This window comes from Micromonospora sp. NPDC005173 (assembly GCF_040608515.1).
Lineage (GTDB): Bacteria > Actinomycetota > Actinomycetes > Mycobacteriales > Micromonosporaceae > Micromonospora.
In genome coordinates this window covers 12,812-27,517 of the sequence record NZ_JBEXIK010000018.1, presented here as the reverse complement: position 1 = coordinate 27,517, position 14,706 = coordinate 12,812, and the positions used below count along the sequence as shown (strand labels likewise).

Sequence of the window (14,706 nt, the reverse complement as noted above, 5' to 3'; positions counted from 1 at the left end):
AAGTGCCCCGGGTTGCCATCCCCGGTGACCACCGGTGTCGATCGGGTGAACGCCGGCCCAACCACCGGATGACCCACCGGTACGGCCGCCGGAGGTGCCCGACGGTGCCCGTGCGAGGCTGCCGGACGGACCCGGCGACGGTGCCGGCACAGCCCTCCGGAGGTCGACGATGCGCATCGAGTCCCGCTACAACGGGCCCTCCGGCTCCGGCAACGGCGGCTGGAGCGCCGGAGTCTTCGCCGCCGCCGCGGGCGGCCCCGGACCGGTCGAGGTGACGCTGCGCCGGCCGCCGCCGTTGGAGACCGCGCTGCGGATGGTCGACGGCGAGGTTCGTGACCCGGCCGGCGAGCTGGTGGCCGAGGTCCGCCCGACCGGAGAGGTGGACGCCGTCGTACCGCCGGTCGACCGGGACGTCGCGGTGGACGCCGCGACCCGCCACCCCGGCCTGGTCGAGCACCCGTTCCCCGACTGCTACGTCTGCGGCCCGCACCGGACGGACGGGCTGCGGATCTTCCCCGGCCGGCTGCCGGACGGGCGGACCGCCGCGCCGTTCCGGGCACCCGAGCAGGTCAGCGGCGCCACGGCCTGGGCGGCGTTGGACTGCCCCGGCGGCTGGACGGTGCTCGCACCCGGCCGGCCGTACGTGTTGGGCCGGATCGCCGCCGTGGTCACCGCGCTGCCGGCGCCGGGCGACGAGTGCGTGGTGACCGGTGCGCTGATTCGCATCGACGGCCGCAAGGCGCTCGTGCACACCAGCCTGTACGGCCCGGACGGTGCCCTGCTGGGCGCGGCCCGGGCCACCTGGATCGCCCGCTGACCCACGGCGTCGTCCGCAGGACGGACCCGCCTCCACCTCGAGAAGGACCACGCCGTACGGACCGCGCCTGATTGACCTTGTTGCCTGGGGCCGTCACGCTGTGCCACGGCGTACCTCGACGCCACACGCGGGAGGAGAACGATGACTGACGGGCAGCGAAGCCCCACCAGCGACGGTCAGATCGTGGTGTCCGGTCTGACGAAGCAGTACAAGAACGTCCGGGCGGTGAACAACCTGTCCTTCACCGTGGCACCGGGGCGGGTGACCGGCTTCCTCGGCCCGAACGGCGCCGGCAAGACCACCACGCTGCGCATGCTGCTGAACCTCGTCACGCCCACCGCCGGTACGGCCACCATCAGCGGCCACCGGTACGTCGACCTCTCGGACCCGATGCGGCAGGTCGGCGCGGTGCTGGAGGCGTCCAGCGCGCACAAGGGTCGCACCGGCATCAACCACCTGCGGGTGATCTGCGCGGCGGCGGGGCTGCCCAAGCAGCGGGCCGACGAGGCGCTGGCCCTGGTCGGGCTGACCCCGGCGGCGAAGCGCAAGTTCAAGGGTTACTCGCTGGGTATGAAGCAGCGGCTCGGCATCGCCGCCGCGATGCTCGGCGATCCCCGGGTGCTGATCCTCGACGAGCCGGCCAACGGGCTCGACCCGGAGGGCATCCGCTGGATGCGGGGATTCCTCAAGAACCTCGCACACGAGGGTCGCACCGTGCTGGTCTCCAGCCACCTGCTGTCGGAGATGCAGCTGCTCGCCGACGACGTGGTGATCATCGCGGCCGGCCAGTTGGTCCGGCAGGGGCCGGTCGACCAGGTCCTCGGGTCGATGGCGCAGGGCGCCCGGGTGCGGGTCCGCACCCCGCAGGCCGAGGCGCTGACCGCCGCGCTGAAGGCGCAGTCGGCCACCGTCGACACCGACGAGCACGGCGTCCTGCTGGTGGCCGGGGTGGATGCCCCGACGGTCGGCCGGACCGCTCTCGCCGCCGGGGTGGAGCTGCACGAACTGACCACCGAACGGCCCGACCTGGAACGGGTCTTCCTGGAGCTGACGGCCGGAAAGGCGGGCATCCGATGAACCTGGTCCGAGCCGAACTGCTCAAGATCCGTACCACCAACACCTGGTGGCTGCTGGGCCTCGGGGCATTCCTGTCGATCGTCCTGGCCTTCGCGCTGAACGCCTGGCTGGCCAGCGAGGCGCTGAAGGGCAACGGCGAGAACATCGGCCTCACCGGCGACGCCGCCTCCGCTCCGTCCGTGATGGCGAACCTCTACACCTCGGGTCAGTACCTCGGCCTGATGTTCGTGATGCTCATCGGCATCCTCATGGTCACGAACGAGTTCTTCCACCAGACCGCGACCACCACCTTCCTCACCACCCCGCGGCGAACCTCGGTGATCATCAGCAAGCTCCTCGCGGCTGCCGTGCTCGGCTTCGCGTTCTGGCTGGTGACCACCGTGATCGACCTGGCCGCCGGGGCGTCGTTCCTGTCGCTCAACGGCTACGACACGGGCCTCGGGGAGTGGGAAGTCCAGCGCGCGCTGCTGCTCAACCTGCTGGCCTACGGCATCTGGACCATCCTCGGGGTGGGCATCGGCACGCTCATCACCAGCCAGTTGGGCGCCGTGATCACCGCCTCGGTGCTCTATCTGGTGGGTACGCAGGTCGTGGGGGTGCTCTTCCTCCTGCTGGCCAACTGGATGGACAACATGGACATCGTCAAGTGGCAGGTCGTCTGGCCGGCCGCCGCGTCGACCATCATGATCAGCGGGGGCGAGTCGGAGATGACGCCCGCCTGGTGGGTCGGGGCTCTGGTGTTGGTCGGCTATGCCCTGGTCAGCGGCATCGTCGGCATTCTGCTGACTCGTCGGCGGGACATCTCCTGAGACAGCCGGCCCCGGGTGGCGATCTGCCGTCGCCGCCCGGGGCTGGGGCCAACGGCACGGTCGTCGCCCGGGGCCAACGCCACGCGTCGCCGGCTACCCGCCCGGGCAGCTTCGGCCGCCGCTGATCGGGACGCAGTGGCCGACCGGCGGGTCCGGCTCCTGGTCGGCCGGGCTGTGGCCGATCAAGGCGCTGGTCGCCATGCTGCCGGCCAGCGCGACCGCCAGGTAGATCAGCGCCACCCCGCCGAAGGCCCAGCCGAAGTGCCGACGCCAGCCCTCCTCCCCGACCAGCCCGGCCAGCAGCAGGCCGACCGCCGGGAGCGCCACATTCAGCACCAGCCCGACGGCCAGCAGGGCGTCCGTGGTGGCCCCGAACGCCCGCGCCGCGTCCTCGGTCGGCGTGTACGGCGTCGACGTCCGCCGGATCAGGCCCACCACGAGCACGAACGGCACACCGTAGAGCCAGGCGAAGAAGAGCCCGCCCAGGCCGAGCCGCTTCACGATCGACCCAGGTACGCGCCGGCCACGACGGCGCCGACCGCGACGCTGACCGCCACGGACAGGGTGCCGGCCAGCACCACCGAGGGGATCCGGCGAACGAGCAGCGCGGCGACGATCGCCGTGACGACCAGCAAGGCCACGAGCACCGGCCCGCCCCAGAACAGCCCGGCCAGTGCCAGCGACTCCAGCGGCGAGAGGCAGCTGAACATCGCCGAGCAGTCCTGCCGCGGCGCGCTCGGCACGCTGGTCGTGCCCACCACCACCGCCGCGATCGCGGTGGCGTACCAGCCGAACTCGACCGCCATGCTCCGTCCGTACCGACCCGGCGCCTCTGTGTGATCCATGCGGCCGATCCTCGCCGGCATCGCTCCGGCGGACATCCGTACCGGTACTCAGTCGTGGCTGGTCAGCGCCTTTATCAGTGGTTGACGGACCACGCAGCGGTTGCTGAACTTCTGGCATCTTCTGTGAAACGGACCACGGGGCCGAGGCGGAAATGCCTGCGGGATCAGTACGGCGTAGCCTGGGAGCCGTCCTGTCCGTGCTCCTAACTGGGCGCGGCGGACACCGCTTGACACACAAACCCGCTTGAAAGAGGCGATTACCGGCCGTGTCGACCCAGCAGACTTCGCAGGAGAACCCACTGGCGGGTTTCGGCCCGAACGAGTGGATCGTCGAGGAGATGTACCAGCGGTACCTCGCCGACCCAACGAGCGTCGATTCGGCCTGGCACGACTTCTTCGCCGACTACCGGCCGGCGCCGGGCGCCGGCACCCCGCGCGCTGGTGAGCCGACGAGCGCACCGGCCGCCGCGCCGGAGCCGGACGGCCAGCCGGAAGCCGCCGCCAAGGTCAGCCAGCCGAGCGCCACGGCACCGTCGGCGCCCGCCAGCAAGCCGGCCGCCGCGAAGCCGGCACCGGCCAAGCCCGCCGCCGCACCCGCCCCGACGAAGGCCGCCCCGGCCAAGCCGGCCGCGAAGGCCGCCCCGGCGCCGAGCGCCGACGGCCCGCAGACCACGCCACTGCGTGGCGTCGCCGCGAAGATCGTCCAGAACATGGACGCCTCGCTGAGCGTGCCCACGGCAACCAGTGTGCGGGCGGTCCCGGCCAAGCTGCTGGTCGACAACCGCATCGTGATCAACAACCACCTCGCCCGGGGGCGCGGCGGCAAGGTCAGCTTCACCCACCTGGTCGGCTACGCGATGGTCCGGGCGCTGGTCCAGCACCCGGAGATGAACAACTCCTTCGCCGAGGCCAACGGCAAGCCGGCCGTGGTCCGCCCGGCGCACGTCAACCTCGGCATCGCGATCGACCTGGCCAAGCCGGACGGCAGCCGCAACCTGGTGGTCCCCTCCATCAAGGGCTGCGAGCAGATGGACTTCCGGCAGTTCTGGCAGGCGTACGAGGACGTGGTCCGGCGGGCGCGGCGCAACGAGCTGACCATGGAGGACTACTCCGGTACCACGATCTCGCTGACCAACCCGGGCGGCATCGGCACCGTGCACTCGATGCCGCGGCTCATGCAGGGGCAGAGCGCGATCATCGGCGTCGGCGCCATGGAGTACCCGGCCCCCTACCAGGGCATGTCCGAGGTCACCCTGGCCGAGCTCGCGGTCAGCAAGATCATCACGCTGACCAGCACGTACGACCACCGGATCATCCAGGGCGCGCAGTCCGGCGAGTTCCTCAAGGTGATGCACGAGCTGATCCTGGGCGAGCACGGCTTCTACGACGAGATCTTCACCTCGCTGCGGATCCCGTACGAGCCGGTGCGCTGGGTGCGCGACGTGGCGGTCAACTCCGAGGGTCAGATCAACAAGACCGCCCGGGTGCACGAGCTGATCCACGCCTACCGGGTGCGCGGTCACCTGATGGCCGACACCGACCCGCTGGAATTCAAGATCCGCAAGCACCCCGACCTGGACGTCCTCCAGCACGGGCTGACCCTGTGGGACCTGGACCGCGAGTTCCCGGTGAACGGTTTCGCCGGCCGGCAGCGGATGAAGCTGCGCTCGATCCTCGGCGTGCTGCGCGACTCGTACTGCCGCCGGGTCGGCATCGAGTACATGCACATCCAGGACCCGGAGGAGCGGCGCTGGATCCAGGAGCGGATCGAGCGCAAGTACGAGAAGCCGCCCCTCGACGAGCAGAAGCACGTGCTCAACCGGCTCAACGCCGCCGAGGCGTTCGAGACCTTCCTGCAGACCAAGTACGTCGGCCAGAAGCGGTTCTCGCTGGAGGGCGGCGAGTCGCTGATCCCGCTGCTCGGTGAGGTGCTGGAGTCCTCCGCCGAGGGCGGGCTGGACGAGGTCGTCATCGGCATGGCGCACCGGGGCCGGCTCAACGTGCTGGCCAACATCGTCGGCAAGCCGTACGAGAAGATCTTCTCCGAGTTCGAGGGTCACCTGGACCCGCGCTCGACGCAGGGCTCCGGCGACGTGAAGTACCACCTGGGCCAGAACGGCAAGTTCACCACCCCCGACGGCGAGCACGCCGTCAAGGTGTCGGTGGTGGCCAACCCGTCGCACCTGGAGGCCGTCGACCCGGTGCTGGAGGGCATCGTCCGGGCCAAGCAGGACCGGATCGACCTCAAGCTGGAGGGCTACACCGTGCTGCCGCTGGCGGTGCACGGTGACGCCGCCTTCGCGGGTCAGGGCGTGGTCGCCGAGACGCTCAACCTCTCGCAGCTGCGCGGCTACCGCACCGGCGGCACCGTGCACGTGGTGGTCAACAACCAGGTCGGCTTCACCACCGCCCCGGAGTACAGCCGGTCCAGCCTCTACAGCACCGATGTGGCCCGGATGATCCAGGCGCCGATCTTCCACGTCAACGGCGACGACCCGGAGGCCGTGGTCCGGGTGGCCCGGCTGGCCTTCGAGTACCGGCAGGCGTTCAACAAGGACGTCGTGATCGACATGGTCTGCTACCGCCGGCGCGGGCACAACGAGGGCGACGACCCGTCGATGTCCAACCCACAGATGTACAAGATCATTGACTCGAAGCGCTCGGTGCGCAAGCTCTACACCGAAGAGCTGATCGGTCGCGGCGACATCACCGTGGAGGACGCGGAGGAACTGCTGCGCGACTACCAGGCGCAGTTGGAGAAGGTCTTCAAGGCCACCCGGGACGCCGCCGCGGCACCGCGCCAGCTCAACCGGCCGCGCCGCGAGGAGGAGCCGGAGCCGCAGGTCGACACCGCCACCGACGCGGCCGTCGTGAAGGCGATCGGCGAGGCGCACGTCAACCTGCCGGAGGGCTTCACCCCGCACAAGCGGATCCAGCAGCTGCTCGACCGGCGGGCCAAGATGTCCGTCGAGGGCAACATCGACTGGGGCTTCGGCGAGATCATCGCGCTCGGGGCGCTGCTGCACGACGGGGTCACCGTCCGGCTGGCCGGTCAGGATTCCCGCCGCGGCACCTTCGTCCAGCGGCACGCCTCGGTGGTGGACGCCCGCACCGGCGACGACTACCTGCCGCTGAAGTCGCTCACCGGCGACGGCGAGCGTTCCCGGTTCTTCGTGCACGACTCGCTGCTCAGCGAGTACGCGGCGATGGGCTTCGAGTACGGCTATTCGGTGGAGAACATCAACGCACTGGTGGCCTGGGAGGCCCAGTTCGGTGACTTCGTCAACGGCGCCCAGTCGGTGATTGACGAGTTCATCTCCTCCGGGGAGGTGAAGTGGGGCCAGCGCTCCGCGGTCACCCTGCTGCTGCCGCACGGTCACGAGGGCCAGGGCCCGGACCACACCTCCGGCCGCCCGGAGCGGTTCCTGCAGATGTGCGCCGAGGACAACATGCGGGTGTCCATCCCGACCACTCCGGCGAACTACTTCCACCTGCTGCGCCGCCAGGCCCTGTCGCCTAAGCGCAAGCCGCTGGTGGTGTTCACGCCGAAGTCGCTGCTGCGGCACAAGCTCTGCGTCTCCTCGGTGGAGGACTTCACCACCGGCACCTTCCAGCCGGTGCTGCGCGACACGGCCGCCCCGGCGCCGGAGGCGGTGAAGCGCGTGCTGCTCTGCACCGGCAAGATCTACTACGACCTGTTCCAGGCTCGGCAGCAGCGTGAGGTCACCGACACCGCGATCATCCGGATCGAGCAGCTGTACCCGCTGCCGGTGGAGGAGATCCGGGCGGCCCTCGCGCAGTACCCGAACGCGGAGGACTTCGCCTGGGTGCAGGAGGAGCCGGCCAACCAGGGCGCCTGGTCGTTCGTCGCGCTCAACCTGCTGGAGCACCTCACGGACGTCCGGCTGCGGCGGATCTCCCGCCCGGCCGCGGCCGCCCCGGCGGTCGGCTCGGCCAAGACGCACGAGGTCGAGCAGAACGCGCTGATCGAGGCGGCTCTCCCCCGCCCGTGACCTGACCGCACCGTGAGAGCCGGGGCAGGGCCGTCACCACGGTCCTGCCCCGGCCTCCGTCGGTCCACCCGCCCGGCCCGAGCCGGGCCGAGCAGGAGGACGTACCGATGTACTTCACCGACCGTGGCATCGAGGAACTGGTCGAGCGCCGGGGCGACGAGCAGGTGACCCTGGAGTGGCTCGGCGAGCGCCTGCGCGACTTCGTCGACCTCAACCCCGACTTCGAAACCCCCATCGAACGCCTGGCCACCTACCTGGCCCGCCTAGACGACCCCGAAGACGACTAACCCCAAACCCACCCCACCCCACCCCGCCCGGCCGGCCCGCCCGCCCGCCCGCCCGCCCGCCCGGTGATCATGAAGTTGTTTGCGCGTGTCATCGGCGGGTCGCGGCATAACTTCATGATCAACGGAGAAAAGGCCCTGGGGGTGGGGGTCGGAGGGCCCGGGTGGGGGGCGGGCGCGATCTTCTAGGGTGGGGGGCGTGGCCAGGAGCGTGTATCTGACGAGTGTGGGGTCTGGCGGGGGTAAGTCGACGATCGCGCTCGGACTGGCCGAGTTGCTGTCCCGCCAGGTCGGGCGGATCGGTGTGTTCCGGCCGCTGGTCGGCGACAACGGCCCGGACCCGATCCTCGCCCTGCTCAGCGAGCGCTACCGGGTCGAGCTGCCGTTGGCCGAGTTGGCCGGGACGACCTATGCCGAGGCCGCTGCGCTGGTAGCCGACGGCCGGCGGGAGGAGCTGATCTCCGCCATCGTCGAGCGCTACCGGGCGGTGGAGCGGCAGTGCCCGGCGGTGGTCGTGGTGGGCAGCGACTTCGACGACCCGGGCGACCCGGCCCGTCCCCGGGAGTTGGCCTTCAACGCCCGGCTGGCCACCGAGTTCGGCAGCGTGGTGGTGCCGGTGGTGGACGGCTTCGGGCAGGAGCCGGCGGCCGTCGCGGCCGCCGTGCGGGGGGCGTACCACGATCTGGCCGACCTGGGCGCCACCGTGCTCGCGGTGATCGCCAATCGGGTGGCCGAGCCGATGACCCTGCCCGACCTGCCGGTCCCCGCGTACGCCATCCCGGAGGTGCCGACCGTGTCGGCTCCGACGGTGGCTGAGGTGGCGGCGGCGCTCGACGCCACCCTGCTGGCCGGGGACGACGCCGCGCTCGGCCGGGACGTGCTGGACTTCGTGGTCGGCGCCGCACATGTGCCGACCCTGCTGGGCCACCTCACCGAGGGCGCCCTGGTGATCACCCCCGGGGACCGGGCCGACCTGCTCGTCGCCGCCAGCGCCGCGCACGTCGCCGGGCAGGTGTCGGTGGCCGGGCTCGTGCTGACGCTCGGCGAGCAGCCCGACCCACGGGCGATGCGGCTGGTGGAAGGGCTGAACACCGGACTGGCGGTGCTGTCCGTGAGCAGCGACAGCTACGACACGGTGGCCGCGTCCAGCCGGATCGAGGGTCGGCCCAACGCGGCCAACCCCCGCAAGGTGGAGGCGGCGCTCGGCGCGTTCGAGCGCTGCGTGGACACCGACGACCTGGCCCGCCGGCTGCGGGTCAGCCGTTCGGCCCGGGTCACCCCGCTGATGTTCGAGAACGAGCTGATCGACCGCGCCCGCTCGCAGCGCCGGCACGTGGTGCTGCCAGAGGGCGCCGAGGAGCGGATCCTGCGCGCGGCCGAGATCCTGCTCCGCCGGGGGGTGGCCGAGCTGACTCTGCTCGGCCGGCCGGACGACATCGCCCGGCGGACCCGCGAGCTGGGAATCGACGTCGGCGACGCGCACCTGGTCGACCCGGTCACCAGCGGGTGGCGGGACGACTTCGCGGCCGAGTACGCCCGGTTGCGCGCCCACCGGGGCGTCACCGCCGAGTTGGCGCACGACATCGTGGCCCAGCCCAACTACTTCGGCACGCTGATGGTGGCCACCGGGCACGCTGACGGCATGGTCTCCGGCGCCACGCACACCACCGCCGCCACCATCCGGCCGGCGTTCGAGATCATCCGTACCGTGCCGGGGGCCTCGGTGGCCTCCAGTGTGTTCTTCATGCTGCTCGCCGACCGGGTGCTCGTCTACGGCGACTGCGCGGTCAACCGCGACCCGGACGCCGCCCAGCTCGCCGACATCGCGATCTCCTCCGCGGACACCGCGGCCCGGTTCGGCATCGAGCCTCGGGTGGCCATGCTGTCCTACTCCACCGGCAGCTCCGGCGCCGGCGCGGACGTGGAGAAGGTCGCCACGGCCACCGCGCTGGTGCGAGAGCGCCGGCCCGACCTGCTGGTCGAGGGGCCGATCCAGTACGACGCGGCGATCGACCCGGCGGTGGCGGCCACCAAGCTGCCGGGCAGCCCGGTCGCCGGCCAGGCCACGGTCTTCATCTTCCCGGACCTGAACACCGGCAACAACACGTACAAGGCGGTGCAGCGCTCCGCCGGGGCGGTCGCGGTCGGCCCGGTGATGCAGGGCCTGCGCCGGCCGGTGAACGACCTGTCCCGAGGTGCCACCGTGCCGGACATCGTCAACACGGTGGCGATCACCGCCATCCAGGCGGCCACCGAGGAGGCGTCGTGAGTTGCGTGCTGGTGCTCAACTGCGGGTCGTCGTCGGTGAAGTGGCGCCGCTACGACGGCGACCGGGTGCTCGACCAGGGCACGGTCGAGCGGGTCGGTGAGCCCGGCGGCGGGCCGGCGGACCACGCCAGTGCGGTCCGGCAGATCCTGGCCGGTCTGGACCTGGCCGGGCTGACCGCGGTAGGGCACCGGGTGGTGCACGGTGGCCGGAAGTTCAGCACGCCGGTCCGGATCGACGACGCGGTGCTGGCCGCGATCCGGGACCTGGTCCCGCTCGCCCCGCTGCACAACCCGGCGAACCTGGCCGGCATCGAGGTGGCCCGGGAGGCGCTGTCGGACGTCCCGCAGGTCGCCGTCTTCGACACCGCGTTCCACCACACCCTGCCGGAGGCCGCCGCGACCTACGCGATCGACCGGGACACCGCCGAGCGGTACGGCATCCGGCGGTACGGCTTCCACGGCACCTCACACGCGTACGTCTCCCGGCGCACCGCCGACCTGCTGGGCCGCCCGTACGAGCAGCTGAACACGATCACCCTGCACCTGGGCAACGGGGCGAGCGCCTGCGCGGTGGCCGCCGGTCGCAGCGTCGCCACCTCGATGGGCATGTCCCCGCTGGAGGGGTTGGTGATGGGCACCCGCAGCGGCGACCTCGACCCGACCGTGATCTTCCATTTGCGGCGGGAGGGCGGGCTGTCGGTGGACGACATCGACGACCTGCTCAACCACCGCAGCGGCCTGCTCGGGCTGACCGGCGTCAACGACATGCGCGAGGTGCTCCAACGCCGGGCGGGCGGGGACCGGGCGGCGGAGCTGGCCTTTGACGTGTACTGCCGGCGGATCACCGAGTACGTGGGCGCGTACTACGCGCTGCTCGGCCGGGTGGACGCGATCGCCTTCACGGCCGGGGTGGGCGAGCACGCCGCGCCGGTCCGGGCCGCGGCGCTGGCCGGGCTGGATCGGCTCGGCATCGCCGTGGACCCGGCCCGCAACGACGGTGCCGGCGACCGGCTGATCTCCCCCGACGGCGCCGAGGTGTCCGTTTGCGTCATTCGCACCGACGAGGAACGCGAGATCGCCCGGCAGACCCGGGATGTGGTCCAGGCCGGCTGACGACCGGTCGGGATCAGTGCCCGACGCTGCCGGTGCGCCGGGCCCGGTTCCGACCCGGGTCTCCGGGCGAGCGGACGCGCCGTCGCCCGGTCCGGCACGGTCGGCTCTAGGCGAGCCAGGCGACGAGGGCCACCAGCAGCACGACGACCACCGCCGCCGCGATGATCAGCGGTAGACGGGACGGCGACTCCGCCGATGCGGTGGCCTCCGGCGTCTGGGTGAACGCGCGGAACGCCTCGGTGTTGCCGCTGGGGTCGCTGTAGTTCTCAGGCATGCGGGTGACCCTAGCGAAGCTGGTCGCGGCGCACCGCCCCCGACCCACGCCGACCGGCCGGGTCGACCCGGCCGGCGGGGCGGAGCCGACCGGGTGGCGGGTACAGGCGGGCCGGACGGCGGGGTCGCTACGCACGCTCGGGCACCTACCGTGGAACGATGGGGGCGGGGCGGCTGATCGCCGTACTGGTGACAGCTCTGCTGGCTGGTTGCGCGCCGGCCACCGCCGTGGCGGGCGGGTCCACCGCCGCCCCGGGCGGGCCGCTGTCGGCGCGCCGGGCGCCCGAGGGGTCGTACGCCGTCGGCGTGCGTACGCTCACCCTCGATCCGCGCTCGGCGCGCCCCCTGCCGGTGACCATCTGGTACCCGGCTGCCCTGGGCGGGGTCGCCGCCGGGCGGTTCCCAGTCGTCATCTACAGCCACGGGCTGGGCAGTCGGCCCGACCTGCACGCCGGGCTGACCACCCGCTGGGCGGCGGCCGGTTTCGTGGTGGCCGCTCCCGCGTTCCCGCACACCCGGCAGGGCGCGGCCCATTTCACCCGGGCGGACGTCCGCAACCAGCCGGCCGACGGCTGGCGGCTGATCCGACATCTGCTCCGCCTCGACACCGACCCGGGCGATCCGCTCGCCGGCCACCTGAACACGGCGCGGATCGCCGCCGCCGGGCACTCGGCGGGCGGCTTCACCACCGCCGGCATGTTCAGCGCGGGGCACCCGGCCCGGCTGCGCGCCGGCATCGTGATCGCCGGAGGCGGACTGCCCGGCAGCTTCGCCGGGCCGGCCGCGCCGGTGCTCTTCGTGCACGGCACGGCCGACGCGGTGGTGCCGGTGACGGTCGGCCGAGCCGCGTACGGGCGTACCCCCGGGCCGGCCGCGTTCCTCAGCCTGCTCGGCCAGGACCACGGCGCGTACCTCACCCCGGGCCACCCGGGCTTCGTCCCGGTCCTCGCCACCACCACTGACTTTCTCCGCTGGACCCTCTACGACGACCCGGCGGCGGGTGCCCGCCTCCCCGCCGATGCCCACTCCCCCACCCTGACCCACTACGAGTCCCGTCCGGCACACTGATGCTGCGGCGGGACTGAGCGCTGGGTCAGCGGGCGGGCACGCCACGCCGATCCCGGCCGAGCGGGTCAGCCGGACAAGGCACAATCGGTCTCATGTCGCGTCGCGTCACCCCCGCGCTGCTTGCCAGCGCCCTGTTCCTCACCAGCATGGTCGGCTGCTCCGCCGATGCCCGCCCGGCCGAGAGCCGGCAGGCACTGCCGGCCGAGCCGCAGCCCACCGTCACGGCGACACCGCAGGTACCCGCCGGGACCGCCCCACAAAAGAGCTTCGCCGTCGGCGTACGCCAGCTGAAGCTGAACCGGGACGGCCGGGCGCTGCCGGTGACGCTCTGGTATCCGGCGGCCGGGGCGGCCGGTGGCGCGACGAAGCGGTCCGCGGCGGCTGCGGACGGCCGGTTTCCCGTGGTGATGTTCAGTCACGGCCTGACCGGGCGGCCGGAGGACTACGCCACGATCCTGACCCGGTGGGCGGCGGCGGGCTTCGTGGTGGCCGCGCCGACCTTCCCGCACACCGCCCGGGGCAGCGACGGCAACATCCTCGACGTGCTCAACCAGCCGGCCGACGTCTCCTACGCGCTGACCGAGGTGCTGGCGCTGGACGGGAAGGCCGGCGACCCGCTGCGCGGCCGGCTGGACGCCGAGCGGGTGGCCGCCGCCGGGCACTCCGCCGGCGGGGTGACCACCATCGGCCTCTTCACCGCCAGCAGGGACGAACGGCTGGACGCCGGCGTGGTGTTCGCCGGAACGGCGCTCGGCGTGGGCACCGCGTTCGCCGGTGCGTCCGCGCCGCAACTGTTCGTGCACGGCGAGCTGGACGAGGTGGTCGACTACGCGGCGGGCAAGGCCGCGTACGACAAGGTGCCCTGGCCGAAGGCGATGCTGAGCCTGCCCAAGGGCGACCACGGGCGTGCCCTGCTCAGCGACGGTGCGACGCTGCGGGTGGTCTCGGACACCTCGGTCGAGTTCCTCCGCTGGACGCTCTACGGCGACGCGAAGGCCAAGGGCCGCATCTCCACCGACGCCACCCGCGGCGACATCGCCACCTTCGACGATCACCTCTGACCACCGACGCGCCTGACGATCCGCGCAACATCAGGGAAAGAGTGGCCTCCGGCAGCGCTGAGGCCACTCTTTCCTGGATATTGCGCGGATCTTGAAGGTAACGCCGCGTCAGGCGGTGTGGTCGACGACGATCTTGCCGAAGGTGTCGCCGGAGTGCAGCCGGGCGAAGGCGTCCTCGACCCGGCTGAACGGGATCACGCTGTCCACCACCGGGCGCACGCCGCTGTCGGCGCAGAACGCCAGCAGCTCGTACAGCTCGCCCGGGGTGCCCATCGAGGTGCCCAGGATCTCCAGCTGCATGGCGAAGACCCGGCGGAGGTTCACCGACGGCTCGTGCCCGGCGGTGGCGCCGGAGACCACGATCCGGGCCATCGGCGCGGCCGACTTCAGGGAGTGGTCGAAGGTGGCCGCGCCGACCGTCTCGATCACCACATCGACCCGTTCCGGCAGCCGGGCACCCGGTTCCACGGCGATGGCGCCGAGCCCCGTGATGCGCTCGCGCTTGACGGGGTCGCGGCTGGTCGCGTACACCCGCTTGCCCATCGCGACGGCGAGCGCGACGGCCGCGGTGGCCACGCCGCCACCCGCGCCCTGCACCAGCACGCTGTCGGCGTCCGCGACACGGCCCTTGGTGGTCAGCATCCGCCACGCGGTCAGCCAGGCCGTGGGCAGGCAGGCCGCGTCGGTCGCCGCCAGCCCGTCGGGCAGCGGGACCAGGTTCGACCGGGGTACGGCGACCCGCTCGGCGAGGGTGCCGGGGAAGTGCTCGGAGAGGATGGAGACCCCGCGCGGGTCACCCGCGGTGACCACCACCGGGTACACGACCACCGTGTTGCCCTGCGGGTCCACGCCGACCGCGTCACAGCCCAGGATCATCGGCAGCTGGGCCTCGGTGAGCCCCACCCCGCGCAGTGACCAGAGGTCGTGGTGGTTGAGCGAGGTGGCCCGCAGCTGCACGGTCACCCAGTCGTCGGCCGGATGGGTCGGCTCGGGCCGCTCACCGACGGTGAGCGCGGCGAGCGGATCGGCGTCGTCGAAGCGGGAGGCGAAGGCAGCACGCATGATCGGCACGGTAACA

The 14,706-nt window shown here is 72.2% G+C and carries 13 protein-coding genes; 9 read left to right on the top strand and 4 right to left on the bottom strand.

What is annotated here, in order from left to right:
- Window positions 1-169: 169 nt before the first annotated feature.
- The 3 genes from ABZV00_RS20655 to ABZV00_RS20645 all read left to right on the top strand — a co-directional run bounded on the left by ABZV00_RS20655 (window position 170) and on the right by ABZV00_RS20645 (window position 2,703).
- Window positions 170-817 (top strand): hypothetical protein, encoded by a 648-nt coding sequence (locus tag ABZV00_RS20655; protein WP_355608549.1) that lies wholly within the window; start codon window positions 170-172, stop codon window positions 815-817.
- A 141-nt stretch (window positions 818-958) separates the two neighbouring features.
- A complete protein-coding gene (locus ABZV00_RS20650) occupies window positions 959-1,894 on the top strand; it encodes an ATP-binding cassette domain-containing protein (RefSeq protein ID WP_328419977.1) in 936 nt (311 codons plus the stop codon).
- Window positions 1,891-2,703: an ABC transporter permease gene (locus ABZV00_RS20645; protein WP_328419978.1), complete on the top strand. Its 813-nt coding sequence runs from the start codon at window positions 1,891-1,893 to the stop codon at window positions 2,701-2,703. The genes ABZV00_RS20650 and ABZV00_RS20645 overlap by 4 nt, the downstream gene beginning before the upstream one ends.
- A 93-nt stretch (window positions 2,704-2,796) precedes the next feature.
- On the opposite strand, the gene ABZV00_RS20640 is transcribed toward ABZV00_RS20645, so the two are convergent.
- Both ABZV00_RS20640 and ABZV00_RS20635 read right to left on the bottom strand, forming a co-directional pair.
- The gene (locus tag ABZV00_RS20640) at window positions 2,797-3,204 is read right to left on the bottom strand and encodes a hypothetical protein (protein WP_355608544.1); all 408 of its coding nucleotides are present in this window, start codon (window positions 3,202-3,204) and stop codon (window positions 2,797-2,799) included.
- Window positions 3,201-3,548, bottom strand: coding sequence for a hypothetical protein (locus ABZV00_RS20635; RefSeq protein WP_355608541.1), 348 nt, complete (start codon window positions 3,546-3,548; stop codon window positions 3,201-3,203). The genes ABZV00_RS20640 and ABZV00_RS20635 overlap by 4 nt, the downstream gene beginning before the upstream one ends.
- A 266-nt stretch (window positions 3,549-3,814) precedes the next feature.
- Between ABZV00_RS20635 and ABZV00_RS20630 the strand changes: the two genes are divergently transcribed.
- The 4 genes from ABZV00_RS20630 (at window position 3,815) to ABZV00_RS20615 (ending at window position 11,226) form a co-directional block, all read left to right on the top strand.
- Window positions 3,815-7,561: a multifunctional oxoglutarate decarboxylase/oxoglutarate dehydrogenase thiamine pyrophosphate-binding subunit/dihydrolipoyllysine-residue succinyltransferase subunit gene (locus tag ABZV00_RS20630; protein ID WP_355608539.1), complete on the top strand. Its 3,747-nt coding sequence runs from the start codon at window positions 3,815-3,817 to the stop codon at window positions 7,559-7,561.
- Between the two features lie 107 nt (window positions 7,562-7,668).
- Window positions 7,669-7,848, top strand: coding sequence for a DUF6104 family protein (locus ABZV00_RS20625; RefSeq protein ID WP_328419986.1), 180 nt, complete (start codon window positions 7,669-7,671; stop codon window positions 7,846-7,848).
- 187 nt (window positions 7,849-8,035) lie between these two features.
- Window positions 8,036-10,114: a phosphate acetyltransferase gene (gene pta, locus ABZV00_RS20620; RefSeq protein WP_355608536.1), complete on the top strand. Its 2,079-nt coding sequence runs from the start codon at window positions 8,036-8,038 to the stop codon at window positions 10,112-10,114.
- Window positions 10,111-11,226 carry an acetate kinase gene (locus ABZV00_RS20615; RefSeq protein WP_355608534.1) on the top strand — a complete coding sequence of 372 codons (1,116 nt, stop codon included), beginning with the start codon at window positions 10,111-10,113 and terminating at the stop codon, window positions 11,224-11,226. The genes pta and ABZV00_RS20615 overlap by 4 nt, the downstream gene beginning before the upstream one ends.
- Before the next feature lie 106 nt (window positions 11,227-11,332).
- Here the strand turns inward: ABZV00_RS20615 and ABZV00_RS20610 are convergent, their stop codons facing one another.
- Window positions 11,333-11,500 (bottom strand): hypothetical protein, encoded by a 168-nt coding sequence (locus tag ABZV00_RS20610; protein WP_328419992.1) that lies wholly within the window; start codon window positions 11,498-11,500, stop codon window positions 11,333-11,335.
- A 158-nt stretch (window positions 11,501-11,658) separates the two neighbouring features.
- On the opposite strand from ABZV00_RS20610, the gene ABZV00_RS20605 reads away from it, so the two are divergent.
- Both ABZV00_RS20605 and ABZV00_RS20600 read left to right on the top strand, forming a co-directional pair.
- Window positions 11,659-12,567 carry an alpha/beta hydrolase gene (locus tag ABZV00_RS20605; protein WP_355608531.1) on the top strand — a complete coding sequence of 303 codons (909 nt, stop codon included), beginning with the start codon at window positions 11,659-11,661 and terminating at the stop codon, window positions 12,565-12,567.
- A gap of 92 nt (window positions 12,568-12,659) precedes the next feature.
- Complete coding sequence (locus ABZV00_RS20600; protein ID WP_355608529.1) at window positions 12,660-13,628, top strand: chlorophyllase; 969 nt, start codon at window positions 12,660-12,662, stop codon at window positions 13,626-13,628.
- Window positions 13,629-13,736: 108 nt separating this feature from the next.
- On the opposite strand, the gene ABZV00_RS20595 is transcribed toward ABZV00_RS20600, so the two are convergent.
- Window positions 13,737-14,699: a zinc-binding dehydrogenase gene (locus ABZV00_RS20595; RefSeq protein WP_355608527.1), complete on the bottom strand. Its 963-nt coding sequence runs from the start codon at window positions 14,697-14,699 to the stop codon at window positions 13,737-13,739.
- Window positions 14,700-14,706: the final 7 nt, after the last annotated feature.